Consider the following 20,891-nt stretch of genomic DNA (forward strand, 5'->3'; position numbering starts at 1 on the left):
GTATAAGATGATCAGATGTCCTTGCTGCGGATATCTAACCATAGTAGATAAAGAGGATAAGAATTTAATACAAGATGTTTGTCCCGTTTGTTTTTGGCAATACAATACAAAAGCTATAAATAACCCTGATAAAATAATAGAGCCCAATGTGGTATCTTTAAATGAGGCTAAGAAAAACTATAAAGAGTATAAAGCTTCAAGTAAGTTAGGCTCTATAAATGCCAGAGAACCTATGGATGATGAGTTGTTTTAAAAATTTGTCCTATTATAATTATGTTGTGAGGATGTGGAGTTCATATCCTCACTTCTTAATGTAAAAGGCGGAAATAAAATGATAAGACTATATGCTCCTAAAATTGAAGATTTATGGTTTAGAGAAAAAATACTGAGTGATGAAAAAACAATGTCGTATAACCGTTCATGGGGCGGTATAATTCCGTTTCCTCAATATCAATGGAAGCGATGGTATAGTCAGTGGATAGCAAATAAAGATAATAGATATTTTTATAGATATATACAAAAAGATGATAAATTCGTAGGCGAAGTTGCTTATCGCTTTGACGATAAAAGGGACATATACGTTGCAAGCGTTATTATATACGCACCTTACCGCGGCAAAGGATATGGCAAGATCGCACTAACGCTATTGTGTGAAAAAGCAAAAGATAACGGCGTAAAAGAAATATATGATTATATAGCAATTGATAACACGGCAATAAAACTATTTCTAAATTGCGGTTTTAAAGAAGAATACAGGACGGCAGAGTATGTGATGCTAAAAAAGATATTATCTGATTAACAAATCCCCGCTCTTGGCATACTTGCTTTTATTAAATGATAAACGAGATGCAAGAAATAGCAATAGGAGCTTAAATATAATCAGATGTCCTTGCTACGGATATTTAACCATAGTAGAAAGATTTTATAGAGTGCCGGGCGATCTGCGCAAATCATCTATAGCCTCTAATCGCTTATACCGAATTTTACTCATATTTCTCTAAGGTTTAACCAAAGTAAATACTAGTCCGCGGATATATTTTATCCCGGCCCCTTATCTCGCCGATTTTTCATTTATCCGAAATTTCTAATATAGAGCGATATAAGACCTCAAAGGCGCCATCCGGAGATGATACCGCCTCAGGAGTGTTTTACGCTTGATGATAAGGTTGCGTCGGTCGAGTATATAAGTCGCCCAATCTTTTTGAAGTATCTAAAATATGCGGATAACTCGTCCCGATTATTTTCCCAAGATTTAGCAATACAGAAAAAGTCGGTCTGATGGCGATCTTTAAAATCGGTTATGTTAGTTTCGGTTTTTTCGGGAGTGTTGATTTAGCCGTGTAAATTCATATCGTATGTAACTTAAAAATTTAACCGCAGCATAAGACTTGATTGCGAAGCATTAGCAAATTTTAAAAATTTTGTATATATTACTCTATTTGCTTTCTTCAAAAGCGCCGGCAGATAAAATTTTGGCTATCCTGGCGTTTAAAAGCTCGTCTATCTTTAGTTTTTCGAGCTTGTCTAGCTCGGTTATGAAATAGCTTGCAAGTGCCTTAATAGCGGTCTCTTTATCTCTATGCGCGCCGTTTATCGGCTCTTCTATAACATCATCTATCAAATTTAAGCTTTTTAAGTCGTCTGCGGTTATTTTTAATGCCTTAGTCGCCTGCTCTTGTTTTGACGGGTCGTTCCAAAGTATAGCCGCACAACCCTCCGGCGAGATAACGGAAAAAACCGAATTTCTCATCATAGCCAGCTTGTCGGCTACGCCTATGGCTAAAGCTCCGCCGCTCCCGCCTTCACCGATAACGACGGCTATCATCGGGGTTTTTAAATTTGCAAATTCAAACAAGTTTCTAGCTATCGCTTCGCTTTGACCGCGCTCCTCGGCCGCGATACCGGGATACGCACCCGGAGTATCGATCAAAAATAGTATCGGAAGCCCGAATTTCTCGGCCATCTTAGCTACTCGCAGAGCTTTACGATAACCCTCCGGATGAGGCATACCGAAATTTCTTTTTAGCTTATTTTTGGTTCCTCTGCCCTTTTGTTCGCCTATCACGACGACCTTTTTTGCGCCTATGTAACCGATAAAACAAACTATAGCCGCATCGTCTCGAAACGCTCTATCGCCGTGAAGCTCGTAATAATCCCTCATCATACCCTTGATATAGTCGATAGCGTAAGGGCGATCTGGGTGACGAGCCAAGGCAAGGCGCTGAAATTCGTTAAGATTTTTATAAATTTTTGCGGTTTCTTTTTCTAAATTTTTATTTAAAATTTCCACCGCGTGCTCATCGCCGCGAATCCTCGCGTTTGCGATATCGTCGTCTATTTGCTTGATGCCTTGCTCAAAATCTAAATAACTCGCCATTATATCTTCTTAAATATAATAGAGCCGTTTGTACCGCCAAATCCAAAAGAGTTGCTCATAACGGCTTTTAGCTCGGCTTTTCTAGCTACGTTTGGAACGTAGTCTAGATCGCACTCTTCGTCTTTGGTGGTGTAGTTTATCGTCGGCGGTATGAGGCTTTCTTGCATAGCCATTAGGGAAATGACGGCCTCTATCGCGCCGGCCGCGCCCAGGCAGTGTCCCGTTTGCCCCTTCGTAGAGCTAACGGGCGGTACGCGATCGCCGAAAAGAGCTTTTAAAGCCGCGGTTTCATTTCTGTCGTTCGTCGGCGTCGAAGTGCCGTGCGCATTAATGTAATCAATCTGCAAATTCCCCGCCATTTTTAAAGCTTTTTTCATAGCCCAAAGCGGCCCCTCAAGCGAAGGCGAAGTGATATGATGCGCATCGCCGCTCTCGCCAAATCCGACTATCTCGGCATAAATTTTAGCCCCTCTAGCCTTGGCGCTTTCATACTCTTCAAGCACGAGCGCGCCGCTTCCTTCGCCCATAACAAAGCCGTCTCTGTCTTTATCAAAAGGCCTAGACGCCGTCCCCGGATCGTCGTTCCTGGTAGAAAGCGCCTTCATAGCGGCAAATCCGCCTATACCTACGCCGCAAACGGTTGACTCCGAGCCGACGACCAGCATTTTCTCAGCCTCGCCGATTATGATCGTTTTTGCCGCTTCGATGATGGCGTGAGTAGATGCCGCGCAGGCCGTTACGCTAGATAGATTTGGACCTTTTAAGCCGTGTTCTATGGAAACCAGACCCCCCAGCATATTTACGAGCGCAGAAGGTATAAAAAACGGAGAAATTCTTCTTGGGCCCTTTTCAAGCAAGATATTGGAGTTTTTTTCGATATTGGACAAACCGCCTATGCCGGCAGCCGAACTAACGCCGAAATTTTCAGCATCAAATTCGCCGAAATTTGCATCCGCCATAGCCTCTTTGGCCGCTTTTAGTCCAAGCTGGATAAACCTATCGACTTTTTTTACCTCTTTAGCGTCCATCACGCTAAGCGGGTCAAACCCTACTATCTCGGCAGCAATCTGAACGGGAAAATCGCTCGCGTCAAAAGAAGTTATCTTTTTTACGCCGGTTTTACCCTCGCAGATAGCCTTAAACGAACTATCCTTGTCGAGCCCTAAAGCGTTGATCATCCCAATCCCGGTTACTACGACTCTTTTCAAGACCTCTCCTTGCAAAAAACTTATTTATTTAACGTCTCGATGTAGCTTACGACGTCGTTTATGGTGATTAGTTTTTCGGCGTCGCTATCAGGTATCTCTACCTCGAATTTTTCCTCAAGAGCCATCACAAGCTCCACCACGTCAAGCGAGTCCGCACCCAAATCCTCGATAATCTTAGACTCGAGTTTTACCGCATCGGGAGCCACGCTTAGTTGCTCTACCACTACGTCCCTTACATCATCAAATATTGCCATTTTTCTTCTCCTAAAAATAAAAAATTTCGTGATTTTAATATATTTTAGCTTAAATTTTCGCAAATACCTAAAATTTGCGCGCTTACATATATAATCCGCCGTTGATCTTGAGTATCTCTCCGGTAATATAGCTTGCGTGGTCGCTTAGCAAAAACGCTACCGCATCGGCAACTTCGCTTGCATCGCCGAAGCGTTTTAAAGCGATTGCGTCCAGATACGTTTTTTTGATATCCTCCGGTAAATCTTTATTCATATCCGTTGCTATAAATCCCGGCGTTATGCAGTTAAAGCGTATGTTTCTGGCCGCTCCTTCTTTCGCGAAACTTTTACTCATCGCTATCATACCGCCCTTGCTGGCCGAGTAATTTACTTGCCCGATATTTCCGATCTCGCCGATGATGGACGCGACGTTTACGACTGCGCCAAAGCGTTTTTTGCTCATCACTTTCAAAGCTTCTCTAGAACCTATAAAAGCGGAAACCAAATTTGCATTGACCACGCCGTTAAAATCCTCCAGTTTCATACGAATAGCCAATTTATCATTGACGATTCCTGCATTATTTACCAGATAACTAAGCTCGCCGTCGCTATCAACGATCAAATTTATTCCTTTTATAAACTCGTCCTCGTCGGTCGCGTCAAATTTTATCACTGCGGCTCGTCCGCCGTTTGCGATAATCTCGGCTTGCAAAGCATCGGCTATCTCGGGCTTTGAGCGGTAGTTTATCCAGACTTTTAGCCCCATCTGCGCCAATGTCTTGGCTATTTGCGCGCCGATACCGCGGCTCGCGCCCGTGATCAACACATTTTTTCCACTAAATTTCATTTTTTCTCCTTGGGTTTTTAAATTTGACCGCCATTTTATCAGATGAAAGCTAAAAAATCGATTTTTTAAAATTTTAAGAGCAAAGCTCGCGACCGCTAAATTTCGCTCACTTGGTAAGCTCAAAGCTAAGATCGATCAGATCCTCTACCTGCTCGGGCGCGATTTTGGAGCTTAAATTTACGCTGATCCAGTGCTTTTTATTCATATGATAGGCGGGCAAAATTTGATCTGCGTCGCGCAGGATCGCCGCAAGATCGGGCTTGCATTTTAGATTTAGTATCTCTAGCTCCTGAGCGCTTTTAAGCCCCAGCTTGCCGCCGTCCACGCGCATAAAAACGGCAAACCATTTTCGGTTTTTTGCGTAGCGAAATACGGCAAATGCGGGGTGCTTGTCAAATACTCGCTCGCCCTGCGCGCCGAATTTCTCCTTTATGTAGCTAAAAACTCGCTTCTGCGCGAGCATCATCTGCCTCCTTTGCAAAAGCAAGCGTCCAGATGATCGTCCACTACGCCCGCGCTTTGCAAAAACGCATAGACGCTCGTGGGTCCCAGAAATTTAAATCCGCGCTTTTTCATCTCTTTTGCGACGAAATCCGCAAGCGGCGTGGTGGCGGGGATCTGCTTTAGGCTTTCGTAGTGATTTATGATAGGCTTGCCGTCAAATTTCGGGTCAAATTTAGGTAGTAGATAGTCCCAAAGATAGTCGTAAAAGCTGCCAAACTCGCCCACGACGGCGAGGAATGCGCGGGCGTTTGCGGCAAGCGAGTTTAGCTTTAGGCGGTTTCTGATGAGCGCTGGATTTTGCATAAATTTTGCCGTCTGCTCCTCGCTGTAGAGCGAAATTTTGCGCGCGTCAAATCCGTCAAACGCCGCTCGCATCGCCTCGCGCTTAAGCAGCACCGCATGCCACGAGATACCGGCTTGAAAGCCCTCAAGCACGATGAGCTCGAAAAATTTCGCATCGTCCTTTACGAGCCTGTCCCACTCCTCGTCGTGATATACGCGCTCCAGATCGCTTTTCTCCGCCCAGTCGCAGCGGATTTTTTGCACGCTCGCCGTAGAATTTTTCAAATTCGCTCCTTGTTCGGATAAATTTTAAGAGATTGTAGCGAAATTTGGGTTAAGAAAGATGACGGGGAATCAAATTTTACTCGGCAAAATTTGATTTAAAAAATCGGTAAATTTTAAAATTTTATGCGCTAATACTCGCGCCTTGATGGCATTAAATTTGCTTTTTAATTTAACGCATTGTTTAAATTATGTTAAGAAAGAAAGGGCTTGAAATACGTTCTGCTCGCAGTTACGAAGCAAAGCCGAAGCAAAAATCCACTTACCTCTAGGAGTCCTCATTCCCGGCGACGTTAGAAGTTGCTGCACTCGTGCAGGTTTATTCGGTGCTGTCGCGCCACGGGGCTTAAATTTTGGTAGAGTAAATTTTATAAATTTAACTTCAAATTTTAAAGTATCGCAAGCCGAATTTGACCTGCGATACGAAATAATATTTGCGAGTATTTCGAGGCTTTTAAGTTAAAATTTAACAAACCCCGCTTCTTGAAAAGCAGTAAGCGGAGCGCAACTGAAAAGCACTCGAAAGAGAATATAAATTTAAAACGAACTATCGCGAGGTTTAGGCGAGGCGGATCTAAATTTTAGAGCACAGATAGAACATTTAGTTCATCAAGCGATAAAATTTAGATCCAACAAAGCATAAACTCGCGAGAACTTCGTTTTACGATTTAGCCGATATTCTCGCCTGCGATCATACCAAACGTCAGACAATCCGCGATCGCGACGCTACCTAAGCGGCTGGCTCCGTGCACGCCGCCGGTGATCTCGCCTGCGGCAAATAGCCTAGGGATCGGCATCTCTGTTTTTAGCGAGATGACCTGGGCTTTGGTATTGATGTCGATACCGCCCATCGTGTGGTGGAGCTTCGGCGTGCCGCGCATAGCGTAAAAAGGCGGTTTAGAAACGTCATAGCCGTCAGTAGTAGTTTTATCTAAAGGCTTGCCAAAGTCATCATCTTTGCCTGCTTTTACGAAGCCGTTATAGCGCTCGACGGTCTTTTTTAGCTCATCGGCTGGAATTTTATAAAATGCCGCAATTTCATCAATGCTATCAAATTTTTTTAAAATTCCCGAATTTAAAGGCTTTTCGAGCTGCTCGGGAAGTAGGGCTTTTACGCCGTTTGAGTCGCAGAAATTTATCGGATAGTTGCCGTCGGTACCGATAACCCTAAACATCGCCTGAGCCCTAGTACGGCGGTCGGCTAGCTCGTTCATATAGCGTTTACCCGTTTTAGGGTTTACCGAGATGCCGTAACGGAAGCTTGCATTTACGTTAAACAACGAACCTACTCCGAAACCTTTTTCATCTGGGCAAGCCCATGGGCCAAACTGTATCCAGCTAAGCTGCACGGGAATCGCGCCGATTCTAAAGGCTTCTTTCATCGCGCCCGCCGTAGCGCCGGGATGATTTGTACTATCCGTTTCTTTGGTTATCGAAGGGTCTTGCACTTCTCTAAAAAATACGTCGCGACAAAATCCGCCCGCTGCCAAAACTACGCCTTTTTTGGCTTTGATCGTCTTTTTCTCGCCGCTTGTATTTTCGACGTCGTCTTTTAGACTATTTGAGTCAAATTTGTAGTTTTCTCTGATAATTACGCCCTCTACGCCGCCATCCTCGCCTAAAACGAATTCATCAAATTTTGCTCTTTGTCTAAGCTCCGCACCCTGTAAATTTTTAAAATACTCGACCATCGGCTGAACGATGCCCGAGCCGCTGCCGTTAGTAGTTTGAACGGTTCTTGGGACAGAGTGACCTCCCAGATGCGAGAGTTTATCTATGTATTTTACGCCGCATTTTATGGTGAGCTTATATGCGTCTTGCGCGCGGGTAGCAATGGTATCGATGAGATCGACGTGGTTTAGACCCCGACCCGCTTTCAGGCAGTCTTTGATAAAAAGCTCGTTGCTATCTTTCACGCCCTCTGCTTTTTGTTTGTCGTTATTGGGCACTGCAAATAAGCCGCCGTTGATGACGCTGTTGCCGCCGATGCGACCCATCTTTTCAAGGATCAGCACCTTGTTGCCCTTCTCGGCTGCGGTGATGCCTGCGGCAAGCCCCGCAAAGCCGCTGCCTACGATGACTACGTCCCACTCCTCGTCAAATTTGACGTCTTTTGAGCTTACCGCCGCTTGCGCATTAACTCCGCCAAGCGCTAAGGCGCCTGCACCGACCATACTTAACTTAACAAAATCTCTTCTTGAAAAGTTTGAGTTTTTCATAGCATCTCCTTAAATTTACGTTAGCTATTTACCTGTAAATCTTTGATTTACGACTCATCTCCACAATACGTATTTACAGATTGCATCTTTTGGCCGTCCTCCTTGTATTAAATTTATTTTGATTATTCTTAATTATATAATTTAATTTTAGAAAATAAGCTTAAATAAAAATCTCCTAAAATTCTTTATTGTATTTAATTTTATATTAAATATTTTTTTATAATTATGTCGCATCAAAAAAAAATAAGCGGCTATTCAATATGTTTGAACGAGCGATCTTCGCAGATATCTTAAATTTGGCGGTACATTAAAAATAAGATTTATAAAATAGTCGTCGTTGTAAATAGAAATTTGTAGAATTTAAGTAAATTTTTACTTTGCAAATAATTAAGCGAGTGGTGTCCCCAACAGGATTTGAACCTGTGGCCTCAGAATTAGGAATTCTGCGCTCTATCCAGCTGAGCTATGAGGACACAAAAAACGATAAATTTGACAAATTTGAAAGATTTATCAAATTTTAGTAAGCGCGAAATTTTAAAACTGCACCCAACTACGGGAGTTAAACAGCGATTACTTTTACAAATTTAAAAGGCGAGGATTATGCACCCTCGCCGAATTCGGCTTAGCCGTTTCTTTTCTTGATGATCTCTTCGCTGACGTTCTTTGGAACTTCTTCGTAGTGGTCAAATTCCATAGAATAGGTCGCGCGACCTTGCGTCATAGAGCGAAGGTCGGTAGAGTAGCCAAACATTTGGGCTAGCGGGCAAAAAGCCGTGATGATCTTGCTTCCGTTGCGCTCGTCCATAGAATTTACCTGTCCGCGGCGTTTGTTTAGGTCGCCGATAACGTCGCCCATATAATCCTCGGGCGTCTCGACCTCGACCTTCATCATAGGCTCAAGGATAACCGCGCCCGCTTTTCTAGCGCCTTCTTTAAAGCCCATAGAAGCGGCGAGTTTAAACGCCATTTCAGACGAATCGACCTCGTGATAGCTACCGTCAAATAGCGTAACCTTAACGTCCTCGACCGGATAACCGGCAAGCACGCCGCTTTGAAGCGCCTCTTTGCAGCCTTTTTCTACCGCAGGGATGTACTCCTTAGGAACGACGCCGCCTTTGATGTCATTAACAAACTCAAATCCGCTAGCTGCAGGTAGCGGCTCTAGGCGCAAGAATACGTGTCCGTATTGACCGCGACCGCCTGATTGTTTAGCGTATTTATACTCTTGCTCAACGGTTTTGCGAATAGTCTCGCGGTAAGCGACCTGCGGTTGGCCGACCTCGGCATCGACTTTAAATTCGCGAAGCATTCTGTCTACGATAATCTCAAGATGGAGCTCGCCCATACCGCTGATGATAGTTTGGCCGCTTTCTTCGTCCGTGCCTACTCTAAAGCTTGGATCCTCTTGAGCTAGTTTTTGAAGCGCGATAGCCATTTTTTCCTGATCGGCTTTAGTTTTCGGCTCGACCGCGACGCTGATAACCGGATCAGGGAAATCCATCTTTTCAAGGATAACTTTATCTTTTTCGCTAGCCAGCGTATCGCCGGTTAGAGTGTTTTTTAGACCTACGACCGCGCCGATCTCGCCTGCGTGAATAACCGAAACTTCCTCGCGTTTATTCGAATGCATTTTTAGCAAACGACCGATTCTTTCTTTATTGTCTTGAACGGTGTTGTAAGCGTAGCTACCGCTCTCAAGACTGCCGCGATAAACGCGGATGAAAGTAAGCTGTCCGACAAACGGGTCGGTCATAATCTTAAACGCAAGAGCGGCAAATTCGCCCTCATCGGTACTCTCTACCGCTACCTCGGTGCCATCCTCGTAAAGGCCTTTGATCGCCTCGATCTCGTCCGGAGCAGGCAAATACGCTACGACCGCGTCAAGCAACGGCTGAATGCCTTTGTTTTTAAACGCCGTTCCGCAAAGCATCGGAGTTATGGTCATCCTTAAGCAACCTGCTTTAATGCCTTTTTTGATCTCCTCTTCGCTTAGCTCCTCGCCTGAGAAAAATTTCTCCATCAAGCTATCGTCTGTTTCAGAAACCGCTTCGATTAGTTTGGCACGGTATTCTTCGGCTTTTTCTTTTAGATCGGCGGGGATCTCGACTACGGTGTAATCGGTCGGCTTTTTGTCGTCTTCCCAAACGTAAGCTTTCATCTTAACAAGATCGACTACGCCTCTAAAGTTATCCTCCGCGCCGATAGGAATTTGAATAGGCACCGGATTTGCCTTTAGGCGGTTTCTGATTTGAGACTCGACGTTAAAGAAATTTGCGCCGATTCTGTCCATTTTATTTACGAAAACGATTCTTGGAACGGCGTATTTGTTTGCTTGTCTCCAAACGGTCTCCGACTGAGGCTGAACGCCGCCGACCGAGCAAAATACCGAAACAGCGCCGTCAAGAACGCGCATAGAACGCTCAACTTCGATAGTAAAATCAACGTGGCCCGGAGTGTCGATCAAATTTATCTGGTGATCTTTCCAAAAACAAGTGGTCGCCGCAGACGTAATTGTGATACCGCGCTCTTTTTCTTGCTCCATCCAGTCCATCGTAGCAGCGCCGTCGTGAACCTCGCCGATCTTGTGACTCATACCCGTAAAGAATAAAATTCTTTCGCTTGTCGTAGTCTTACCGGCATCGATATGAGCGGCGATACCGATGTTTCTAACCATATGTAAAGGGGTTTTTCTCTCTGCCATACCAGCCTCCTCTTACCAGCGGTAGTGAGCAAACGCTTTGTTAGCCTCTGCCATTTTGTAGGTATCTTCTTTCTTTTTAAAAGATGCACCTTTTGAATTTGCCGCATCTAGTAGCTCGTTAGCGAGCTTGTCTATCATCGTTCTTTCGCTTCTTTTTCTGGCAAAACCGATGATCCAGCGGATAGCAAGAGCTTGCTGGCGAGCCGGGCGAACCTCTACCGGTACTTGGTAGGTAGCGCCACCGACGCGACGAGACTTAACCTCCATAAGAGGCTTAATGTTTTCGATAGCGTCGTTAAATACGTCTATACCTTTTACGTCGCCGCTTTTTTTCTCGATAGCCTTGATGGCGCCGTACATGATCTCGGTAGCGACGCTTTTTTTGCCGTCGTACATAAGAGAGTTAATAAATTTAGTGATTACCTTATTGCCGTAAATTGGATCCGGCATTACTTCCCTGACGGGAGCTTTTCTTCTTCTCATTTGATTATTCCTTCAAATTTTATAAATTTTACTCAAACCTATGCCGCTAATGGCATGGTCTGCGAACCTAAATTTTTATTTCTTTTTTCCCGCTGCGGCTGCCGCTTGACCGGGTTTTGGACGTTTAGCGCCGTATTTTGAGCGAGAAACCGTTCTTTTCGCAACGCCAGCTGTATCAAGAGCGCCGCGCACGATGTGGTATTTAACGCCCGGCAAGTCCTTAACACGACCGCCGCGCACTAGCACGATGCTGTGTTCTTGTAGGTTGTGGCCTTCACCGCCGATATAGCTGATCACTTCAAATCCGCTTGTAAGCCTAACTTTGGCAACTTTTCTCAAAGCCGAGTTTGGTTTTTTAGGAGTCGTGGTATAGACCCTAGTGCAAACTCCTCTTCTTTGAGGACACTCTTTTAGCGCCGGAGATTTTGACTTAAAAGTCACTTTCTTGCGCTCTTTTCTGACCAATTGATTAATGGTTGGCACAGTAATTCCTTTCGACTAAATTTATTAAAAAGACTTGATTTTATTTAAATTTGGCTTAATATAAGGTAAATTTCATCTTTAACGCCGAATTTTATCGCGCTAATCTTTTTTAACAGCGTATTTTCCGCTTCCGTTAAAGATAATGCAAAGCGATAAAGCGATGTAAAGATATAAAATTTCAGCCTTAAATCCGCCGACGTTTGTAAGCTCGAATAAATTTCCAAGTCCGTTGTAAGCGTATAGTATAGTAAAGCTCGTAGCGACAATAAGCAGCGCGCCGATCCTAGAAAATACGCCCAAGATTATCATTAGCGGCGCAACAACCTCGCCGACATATGCAAAATATGCCATAAATTCAGGCAAGCCGGCCTTTACCAAAATGCCTTTCACGCCGCCTAACCCATGTAAAATTTTAGCAAAACCGTGCATAAAAAGGCAGATACCAAGCCCTAGCCTCGCAAACAAAATTCCCAAATCGAATTTTTTCATTTTTACTCCTTAAAATTTAAAGGAGCGATTTTATCTGATTATTTTTAAAGGGAGATAAATTTAAGCCCCACCGCAAATTCGGCGAGGCTTAGGGGTCAAATTTTAGTTTTGTTTTAGCTTGATCTTTTGATCTTGATAAAGACCCGTTCCTACAGGGATCATACGGCCTAAAATCACGTTTTCTTTTAGATCCTCGAGGTGATCAATCTTGGCTGCGATCGAAGCCTCGGTTAGCACCTTGGTCGTCTCTTGGAACGATGCCGCCGAGATGACGCTATCGCTTCCGATAGCAGCGCGCGTAACGCCCAGCAAAATAGGCTCGGCGATCGCAGGATTGCCACCCATTCGCATTATGCGCTCGTTTTCTTCCTTAAATCTCGTTCGAGAGATCATATCGCCCGTGATGAAATTCGTATCGCCGCTATCGACGATCTTGACCTGACGAAGCATCTGAGAGACGATGATCTCGATGTGCTTGTCGGCAATCGCAACGCCTTGAGAGCGGTAAACTTGCTGAATTTCGCTGATCAAATAATAGTGCAGCGCCTTTTCGCCCAAAATTCTCAAAACATCGTGGCTTGATATTAGTCCATCGGTTAGCTTCTCGCCGGCATGGATAAATTCGCCGTCGCGAACCTGAATTTGACGAGTTTTGTCTATCAGATACTCCGCCGTTGCGCCGTCGTCGGCCTCTATCACGATGCGCTCTTTGGAGCGAAGCGGCTTTTCAAACCTCACGGTGCCGTCGATCTCGGCGATGATAGCGGTATTTTTCGGGCGTCTAGCCTCAAATAGCTCGGAAACTCGCGGCAAACCGCCCGTGATATCTTTTGATTTCGCGACGGCTTTAGGCGTTTTGGCCAAGATATCTGCCTGCTTCACCGCCTCGTCGTTACCTACGAATATCGCGGTTTTCGGCTCCAGCTGATAGCGGATTATTTTGCCTTCATCGGTGCTAATCACGATCGTAGGCTTGATACCCGAAGGCAAGTATTCGTTGATGACCAGACGGCTTTGCCCCGTCGCTTCGTCGTATTGCTCCGCCGCACTATATCCCGGCTCTATATCCTCGTACGTTACCTTACCTGCGGCCTCGGCGATGATAGGCGTAGAATACGGATCCCACTCGGCGATAACGGTTTTCTCGTAACTTTCGGGCTCGGAGATAATGGCTTTGCTATCCACGATATCGCTATCGTTTGCCTTGATGATAGAATTTCGCGGTATATAGTGGCGAACCGCTTCCCTGTCGTCCTCGTCGGCGACCACGACAAACAGCCCTTTTTCGCTCACGACGTGACCTTTTTTGACATTTTTGACGCGCTCTAAATAATCGCCCTTTAAGATGTAAAATTTAAGCACGCCGTTTGCGCCGGCAGGGATTTTTTTAGCGATAGGCTCACCGTCTTCTACCTTTATCTCGCTGGCAAACGGAATACGATTAGGCACGTTCCAGCCTTCTTTGATGACCTCGGCAATGCTTTCGTTTTCTTTGACCGTGTCGCCGCCTACGTAAGGGATGTAAATTTTACCCTCAACCTTGCCGCTAACGCCAGCTAGCTCGTTTGGTTTAGCCAGATCGCTTCTTCTTAGCGTGTATTTTCTCTCTTCTTTTTTGCCTTTTACAATGATATTTACATCCTCGTGAGCGATCTCGATTTCGATTTTACCGTCAAACGGAGCTTTGATCTTAGGCTCGACGAGCAAGACGGCGGAGTTTCTGCGATTTGCTACGATTTTTTTGCCGCCGTTTTCATAAACATTTAGATTATAATACCTTATAAAGCCCTCTTTTTGCGCGACGACTTGGTAGTCTTGCTGTTCGGTCGATGCCGTACCGCCGATATGGAAGGTTCTTAGCGTTAGCTGAGTGCCCGGTTCGCCGATAGATTGAGCCGAGATGATGCCGACGGCTTCGCCGGGTTTTACCAGCTTGCCCTCACCCAAATTTACGCCGTAGCACTTCGCGCAGACGCCTTTTGCGGCTTTGCAGGCTATAGGCGTTCTGATACTGATCGATTTTATACCCGCTTCGCTTACGACCTTGGCTTTTTCCTCGTCTATCAAGGTACCTTCGCTAAATAGCACTTCGTTCGTTATCGGATCGATCACGTCATCGGCCAGCACGCGACCTAAAATTCTCTCCTCCAGGCTTTCGATCAGCTCGCCGTTTTCGGTGATCTCGGTTATCTCGACGCCCTCGTGGGTGCCGCAGTCGTGCATAGTCACTTTCACATTTTGCGCGACGTCGATCAGCTTTCTGGTTAGATATCCCGCATTCGCCGTTTTTAGCGCGGTATCGGCAAGTCCTTTTCTCGCACCGTGGGTTGAGTTAAAGTACTCAAGAACGTTTAGGCCTTCGCGGAAATTTGATATGATCGGAGTCTCGATGATCGAGCCGTCCGGTTTCGCCATAAGACCGCGCATACCGGCTAGCTGGCGAATTTGAGCCGCAGAGCCTCTCGCGCCACTGTCGGCCATCATATAAATAGAGTTAAATCCGCCCCTGTCGCCTTGGATGAGCTTCATCATCTCGCCTGCGACGACGTTGTTCGTATCCGTCCAGATATCGATGATTTTATTGTATCTCTCGGAGTCGGTTAGCAAGCCCGCGCCGTATTGATTTTGTATCTCGCGGACCTTTTTCTTGGCCTCGTTGATATATTTTTGTTTGCTATCGGGCACGATGATATCGGCGATAGAGATCGAGATACCGGCCTTGGTCGCGTATCGGAAACCCAAATTTTTAAGCTTGTCCAAAAATCCCGCCGTTACCTCAAGGCCGCCGTTTTTATAGACGTAATCGACCAAATTTGCGATATCTTTTTTCTTCATAACCCTGTTCCACATATTTTCAGGAACAAAATCAGGCAGAATCGAGCGGATGATCAAGCGACCCGCAGTCGTAAATAGCGTCTTGCCGTCGATCATCGTTTTGATTTTCGAGTGCACCTCTAAGCAGTGGGCTTCCTCGGCGATCATTACTTCATCGACGGACGCGAAAATTTTATTTGCGCCTTTGCTGTCGGTCTTTTCTAGGCTTAGGTAGTAAATTCCCAAAACCATATCCTGGCTAGGAACCGTGATAGCCTTACCGCTTGCAGGAAGCAAGATATTCATCGAGCTAAGCATTAAAATTTTGCACTCGGCGATCGCTTCCTGCGATAGCGGCACGTGCACGGCCATCTGGTCGCCGTCAAAGTCCGCGTTAAATGCGGCGCAAACCAGCGGATGCAGCTGTATCGCCTTGCCTTCGACGAGCACCGGGTGAAATGCCTGGATAGATAGCTTGTGAAGCGTCGGAGCACGGTTTAGCATGACCGGATGATCTTTAACGACCTCCTCTAGGCACTCCCAAACCTCATTCGTCTTATCCTCTATCATCTTTTTAGCTTGTTTTACGGTCGTAGCGTAGCCCTTCTCCTCGAGGCGAGCCAGCAAATGCGGCTTAAACAGCTCAAGTGCCATTCTTTTCGGCAGTCCGCACTGATCCATACGTAGCTTTGGTCCGACGACGATAACTGAACGACCGGAAAAATCCACGCGCTTACCGAGCAAATTTTGACGGAAGCGGCCTTGCTTGCCTTTAATGATCTCAGAAAGCGATTTTAGCGGGCGTTTGTTTGCGCCTTTTACCGCATTTGCGCGTCGTCCGTTGTCAAATAACGCATCTACGGATTCCTGAAGCATACGCTTTTCGTTTCTGATGATAATCTCAGGCGCGTCAAGCTCCATAAGGCGTTTTAAGCGCGCGTTTCTGTTGATAACGCGGCGATATAGGTCATTTACATCAGAAACTGCAAATTTGCCGCCGTCAAGGCTAACGAGCGGCCTAAGATCGGGCGGAAGCACCGGCAAATTCGTGATCATCATCCACTCAGGACGGTTGCCCGAATTTAAAAAGCTCTCGACGACTTTTAATCTTTTTACTATAGTTTTTTTCTTGGCTTCCGAATTTGTAGCGCTTATCTCGTCTTTTAAAGTATTTAAAAGCTCGACCAAATCTATATTGGCTAGCATATCGCGGATAACTTCGCCGCCCATTCTGGCCCTAAATCCGCTCTCTTCGAAACGAGAAGCCAAAGAGACATATTGCTCTTCGTTTAAAACGTCGAAAATTTCAACTTTTTTGCTATTTTCGGCATCGTAAAACGCGTCGCCGACAGACTCGACGATGTATGCCTCGTAGTAAAGCACGCGCTCCAAATCCTTCATCTTTATGCCAAGCAACGTTCCTATGCGGCTCGGGAGCGAATTTACATACCAAATGTGCGCGACAGGAGTCACAAGCTCGATATGACCCATTCTTGAGCGGCGCACTTTCGAGCTGGTTACCTCGACGCCGCATTTTTCACACTTGATGCCTTTGTAGCGCATTTTTTTATACTTACCGCAAAGACACTCGTAGTCGCGAATGGGACCGAAAATTTTAGCGCAAAATAAGCCGTCGCGCTCGGGTTTTAGCGTGCGGTAGTTTATAGTTTCGGGTTTTTTTACCTCGCCGTGGCTCCATGATTTTATCTTTTCGGGGCTGGCCAAACGAAGCTGAAACGCCTCGAAATCGCGCGGTCTGCGTTCTTCTTTTATCTCAATAGGTTTTAACTCACTCATTATTTTCATCCTCATCGTATATCTCGACATCAAGTGCCAATGATTTTAGCTCGTTGGTTAAAACGAAAAACGTCTCGGGGATACCTGTTTCAGGCACGTTTTCGCCTCTAGTTAAGGCCTTATACGCCGATAAACGTCCCTCGACGTCGTCTGACTTGACCGTTAGCATCTCTCGAAGCGTATGAGCCGCGCCGTATGCCTCAAGCGCCCAAACCTCCATCTCTCCAAACCTTTGTCCGCCAAATAACGCTTTACCGCCGACCGGTTGCTGCGTAACCAGGCTATATGGGCCGGTGCTTCTGGCGTGGACTTTTTCATCGACCAAGTGATGAAGCTTAAGCATATACATACACCCGACATTTACGCGTTCTTTTATCTTTGAGCCCGTGCGTCCGTCGTAAAGCTCGGTCTTGCCGTCCATATCGACTTTCGCCATCTCAAATAGCTTCATTAGCTCATCAACCTTGACGCCTTCAAATATCGGCGTGGCAAATTTAACGCCGTTCGCCCAGTCTTTAGCGTATTCTAAAAGCTGCTCGTCGCTCATCTTGCCAAGAGTTTTTTTAGCGCTCATAAATTTAGAAACCGAGGCTATCTCTATCATCTTAACTCGTAGCTCTTTGATCCACTCGCTCTTTTTTTCTTGGAAAATTTGATTTATCTGCTCGCCTAGACGGTAGCCGACAAGTCCCAAATGGCTTTCTAAAATTTGACCGATATTCATACGGCTAGGAACGCCTAGCGGATTTAGCACGATATCGACCGGCTGACCGCTTGGCAGATACGGCATATCGACTTCTGGGACGATGTTTGAAACGATGCCTTTGTTTCCGTGACGACCCGCCATCTTATCGCCTACTTTTAGCTTGCGCTTGGTAGCGATATAGACTTTTACGAGCTTAACTACGCCGCTTGGCAAGATGTCGTCTTTTTCTAAAATTTCCATCTTCGCGTCGTGCTCTTCTTTGAGCTTTTTCTTCTCGTTTTGGAAATGATTTTTTATGTCGTCATATGATCTTTGAACATCTTTTGAAAAACCTTTAACGATCGCGCTTAGGGTAAAGCGGTTGATGTTTTCAAACTCCTCTTTATCGATCTTCTCGCCTTTTTTATAGGTTTTTTTACCGATAGTTTGGGCTGAGCTCAAAGGCGTCTTGCAAAGCAGAGCGCCTACTTTTAGCATCTCTTCGCGGTCCAGCATCAAGAGTCTATCGTGGTGCTCTTTTTCAAAAGCCGCTTTTTCTTCTTCATAAACCTTATTTGAGCGACTATCTTTTTCATGGCCTTTTTTGGTAAAAATTTTAACATCTACTACGACGCCCTCCATCGATGCAGTCGCGTAAAGGGATTTATTTACCACGTGACCCGCTTTTTCGCCAAATATCGCACGAAGCAAACGCTCCTCGGGCGTCGGTTTAACCTCCCCTTTTGGAGAAACTTTGCCGACTAAGATCATGCCAGGTTTTACCTGCGTGCCGATTTTTATTATGCCGCTATCATCGAGATGGAGTAAATCTTCTTCTTTGATATTCGGGATATCTTTAGTGATCTCTTCGACGCCGTCTTTTAGCTCGCGCGCCTCAATCTCTTTTTCGTAAATATGCACACTCGTAAATGCATCCTCGCGTATCATTTTTTCGCTGATTACGATGGCGTCCTCATAGTTGTAGCCGTTCCACGGCATAAAAGCTATCAGCGCGTTTTTACCGATAGCCAGCTCGCCGCGCTCCATAGACGGACCGTCTGCGATGATCTGTCCCGCTACGACGCTTTCGCCTTTTTTAACGATAGGACACTGAGAAAAAGTCGTATTTTGGTTAGTTCTTAAATTTTTCTCCATCGAATAGTGATCGATATATGGACCGGCCTCGTCTTCACCGAGGATAAAGATGTTTTTATTATCCACCTTTTCGACTATGCCCGCGCGTCTAGCTTTGATCGCCTCCCACGCATCGCGGGCCACCGTGCTCTCCATCCCCGTTCCTACGATAGGAGCGGACGAGCGGAGCAAAGGCACGGCTTGACGCTGCATATTTGATCCCATTAGAGCGCGGTTTGCGTCGTCGTGCTCCAAAAACGGAATAAGCGACGCCGCGACGCCGGCTATCATACCCGAGCAAAGGTCGATGAGCTTGACGTCCTCGCGTTTAGCCAGTATCATCTCGCCGTCTTGTCTAGCCTCGATCAAATCCTCTACGATATAGCCGCTTTCGTCAAGCACCGTAGAAGCCGGAGCGATGACCAAATTTTCCTCTTGAGTCGCCGTTAGATAGACGATCTCGTCCGTTACCTTGCCGTCTATGACTTTTTTATACGGTGCTTCGACGAAGCCGAGATTATTTACCTTTGCGTAAGTAGAAAGAGTGTTGATAAGGCCGATGTTTTGACCCTCCGGAGTCTCTACCGGACAAATTCTGCCGTAGTGAGTCGGGTGAACGTCGCGCACCTCAAAGCCGGCTCTATCTTTAACAAGACCGCCTTCGCCGAGCGCGGAAAGTCTGCGCTTATGCGTAACCTCGCTAAGCGGGTTGGTCTGATCCATAAACTGACTTAGCTGACCGCCGGTGAAAAATTCCATTATCGTCGTGGTTATCATTTTTGGATTAACCAAGTCGTAAGGCATAATTTCCTCGGTATTGCTCAGCGTCGTAAATTTGTCCCTGATGGCTTTTTGCATTTTTACAAAGCCCAAGTGAAGCTCGTTTGCCAAAAGCTCGCCGATAGATCGGATGCGGCGATTGCCCAGGTGATCGCGGTCGTCGATGTGACCTTGTCCGTTTTTGACCTTTATCAAATATTTCGCCGTTTTTATAATGTCTTCATTGGTCAAAACCGTTACGTATTCAGGCACTTCAAGCGCTAGCTTGTGGTTCATTTTCATACGGCCTACGCCTGTCAAATCATATCTTTCAGGGTTAAAAAACAGATCATTTACGAAAGCGCGAGCGGCATCTTTAACTACCGGTTCGCCGGGGCGCATAACTTTATAAATTCTAATCGCGGCAAGATCGTTTTCGTCATCGACGTTTTCGGTTTGACGTAGCAGTTTTAACGTCTCGTTATCTGCGATAAACGAATTTATGATCGCATCGTCCACTCCCGCGGCTAAGTCGTTTGCTATCTCGATGCTCTCCTGATCAGCCAAAATTTTAACCAATTTATTTTCGTCAAGCTGCGCAAGAGTATCGTAAAGCACCTCGCCGCTATTTTTGTCGATAACCGGGTGAGCTAAAAATCTATTTACCAAAATTTCAGTCGGATATTCGACAAATTTGATGCCGTCAGCGATGATCTTATCGGCCTTTTTCTTGGTTAGCCTCTTGCCGGCTTCGTGTAAAACGTTACCTTCTTCGTCTTTTATGTCGTATTCGACCCTGCCTTGATAATCGTCCGGATTAAACGGAGTCAAAAATTTATTATTTTTTATCGTTAATGTTTGAATAGGATAAAATAGCTTAATAATATCTTGTTTTTTATATCCCAGCGCTCTAAATAAGATGGTTACCGGCACCTTTCTGCGCTTATTTATACGCACGCAAAGTACGTCTTTGGTGTCATACTCGAAATATAGCCAGCTACCGCGGTCGGGGATGATTTGAGCCGTATAAATAAGCTTATTTACGACCGTCGGGCTTTCTTCTTCTTTGAAAATAACACCCGGACTTCTGTGTAGTTGATTTACTACCACGCGCTCGACGCCGTTAATAATAAATGAAATCCTATCCGTCATCAAAGGAATTTCGCGAACGAAAATTTCTTGCTCTTTTATATCTTTTATGCCGATCTTCTCGCCTGTTTTTTCGTCTCTTTCGTGAACGATCAGCCTTATTTTCATCTTTAAATTTACCGAATAAGTAAGCCCACGCTCCATACACTCTCTGATCGTGTATTTTGGCTTTCCGATCTCGGAGCTTACGTATTCTAAGCTTAAGCGGTTCTGCGGATCGTGTATAGGAAATATCGATTTAAAAACTTTTTCTATACCGCTTTCGCTTTGATTTTTATCTACGTTTAAAAACTGGTCAAAACTCTTTTTTTGTAATTGTAGCAAGTTAGGAACATCGATCTCTTTGGCAACATTTGAAAAATCAACTCTAAGACGATTTCCTGAGTATAAACTATTTAACATATTCTACCTCATGGCATAAGTTTGAAAGAAAGTAAATAACCGC

15 protein-coding genes and 1 tRNA gene are annotated in these 20,891 nt (G+C 45.3%); 2 read left to right on the plus strand and 14 right to left on the minus strand.

All coding sequences use genetic code 11. The annotated features are described in order from the left end of the window. The first annotated feature begins 7 nt into the window (after positions 1–7). Together CRECT_RS09140 and CRECT_RS09145 are read left to right on the plus strand one after the other, a co-directional pair. Positions 8–253: a CPCC family cysteine-rich protein gene (locus CRECT_RS09140; protein WP_004318611.1), complete on the plus strand. Its 246-nt coding sequence runs from the start codon at positions 8–10 to the stop codon at positions 251–253. Positions 254–331: 78 nt separating this feature from the next. After that, entirely contained in the window at positions 332–799 is a 468-nt protein-coding gene (locus CRECT_RS09145; protein WP_004318593.1) for a GNAT family N-acetyltransferase, read from the plus strand. 636 nt (positions 800–1,435) lie between these two features. Here CRECT_RS09145 and accA read toward each other — a convergent pair. The 14 genes from accA to rpoB all read right to left on the minus strand — a co-directional run bounded on the left by accA (position 1,436) and on the right by rpoB (position 20,848). After that, positions 1,436–2,377, minus strand: coding sequence for an acetyl-CoA carboxylase carboxyl transferase subunit alpha (gene accA, locus CRECT_RS09150; protein WP_004318626.1), 942 nt, complete (start codon positions 2,375–2,377; stop codon positions 1,436–1,438). Beyond that, positions 2,377–3,585 (minus strand): beta-ketoacyl-ACP synthase II, encoded by a 1,209-nt coding sequence (locus tag CRECT_RS09155; protein WP_004318455.1) that lies wholly within the window; start codon positions 3,583–3,585, stop codon positions 2,377–2,379. Before CRECT_RS09155 ends, accA begins: the two co-directional genes overlap by 1 nt. Before the next feature lie 20 nt (positions 3,586–3,605). Next, entirely contained in the window at positions 3,606–3,839 is a 234-nt protein-coding gene (acpP, locus tag CRECT_RS09160; protein WP_039887863.1) for an acyl carrier protein, read from the minus strand. Positions 3,840–3,921: 82 nt separating this feature from the next. Then, positions 3,922–4,665: a 3-oxoacyl-ACP reductase FabG gene (gene fabG / locus CRECT_RS09165; RefSeq protein WP_039887862.1), complete on the minus strand. Its 744-nt coding sequence runs from the start codon at positions 4,663–4,665 to the stop codon at positions 3,922–3,924. Positions 4,666–4,771: 106 nt separating this feature from the next. Then, positions 4,772–5,131, minus strand: coding sequence for an MmcQ/YjbR family DNA-binding protein (locus tag CRECT_RS09170; RefSeq protein ID WP_039887830.1), 360 nt, complete (start codon positions 5,129–5,131; stop codon positions 4,772–4,774). Then, entirely contained in the window at positions 5,128–5,736 is a 609-nt protein-coding gene (locus tag CRECT_RS09175; RefSeq protein WP_004318463.1) for a DNA-3-methyladenine glycosylase I, read from the minus strand. The genes CRECT_RS09170 and CRECT_RS09175 overlap by 4 nt, the downstream gene beginning before the upstream one ends. 665 nt (positions 5,737–6,401) lie before the next feature. Next, complete coding sequence (locus CRECT_RS09180) at positions 6,402–7,952, minus strand: flavocytochrome c (RefSeq protein WP_004318483.1); 1,551 nt, start codon at positions 7,950–7,952, stop codon at positions 6,402–6,404. A 396-nt stretch (positions 7,953–8,348) separates the two neighbouring features. Next, positions 8,349–8,425 (minus strand) — tRNA-Arg (locus CRECT_RS09185). A 149-nt stretch (positions 8,426–8,574) separates the two neighbouring features. Further along, positions 8,575–10,653 carry an elongation factor G gene (fusA, locus tag CRECT_RS09190; protein WP_004318485.1) on the minus strand — a complete coding sequence of 693 codons (2,079 nt, stop codon included), beginning with the start codon at positions 10,651–10,653 and terminating at the stop codon, positions 8,575–8,577. 12 nt (positions 10,654–10,665) lie between these two features. Continuing rightward, positions 10,666–11,136: a 30S ribosomal protein S7 gene (gene rpsG / locus CRECT_RS09195; RefSeq protein ID WP_002947591.1), complete on the minus strand. Its 471-nt coding sequence runs from the start codon at positions 11,134–11,136 to the stop codon at positions 10,666–10,668. A 75-nt stretch (positions 11,137–11,211) separates the two neighbouring features. Then, positions 11,212–11,619 (minus strand): 30S ribosomal protein S12, encoded by a 408-nt coding sequence (rpsL, locus tag CRECT_RS09200; RefSeq protein ID WP_004322129.1) that lies wholly within the window; start codon positions 11,617–11,619, stop codon positions 11,212–11,214. A 99-nt stretch (positions 11,620–11,718) separates the two neighbouring features. Beyond that, on the minus strand, positions 11,719–12,108 hold the full coding sequence (locus CRECT_RS09205) for a DoxX family protein (protein WP_004318281.1): 390 nt from the start codon (positions 12,106–12,108) through the stop codon (positions 11,719–11,721). A 102-nt stretch (positions 12,109–12,210) separates the two neighbouring features. Beyond that, complete coding sequence (gene rpoC / locus CRECT_RS09210; protein ID WP_004318471.1) at positions 12,211–16,719, minus strand: DNA-directed RNA polymerase subunit beta'; 4,509 nt, start codon at positions 16,717–16,719, stop codon at positions 12,211–12,213. Further along, positions 16,712–20,848, minus strand: coding sequence for a DNA-directed RNA polymerase subunit beta (rpoB, locus tag CRECT_RS09215; RefSeq protein WP_039887825.1), 4,137 nt, complete (start codon positions 20,846–20,848; stop codon positions 16,712–16,714). Before rpoB ends, rpoC begins: the two co-directional genes overlap by 8 nt. Positions 20,849–20,891 lie beyond the last annotated feature (43 nt).

Source organism: Campylobacter rectus (assembly GCF_004803795.1).
In the GTDB taxonomy this organism is placed as follows: Bacteria; Campylobacterota; Campylobacteria; order Campylobacterales; family Campylobacteraceae; genus Campylobacter_A; species Campylobacter_A rectus.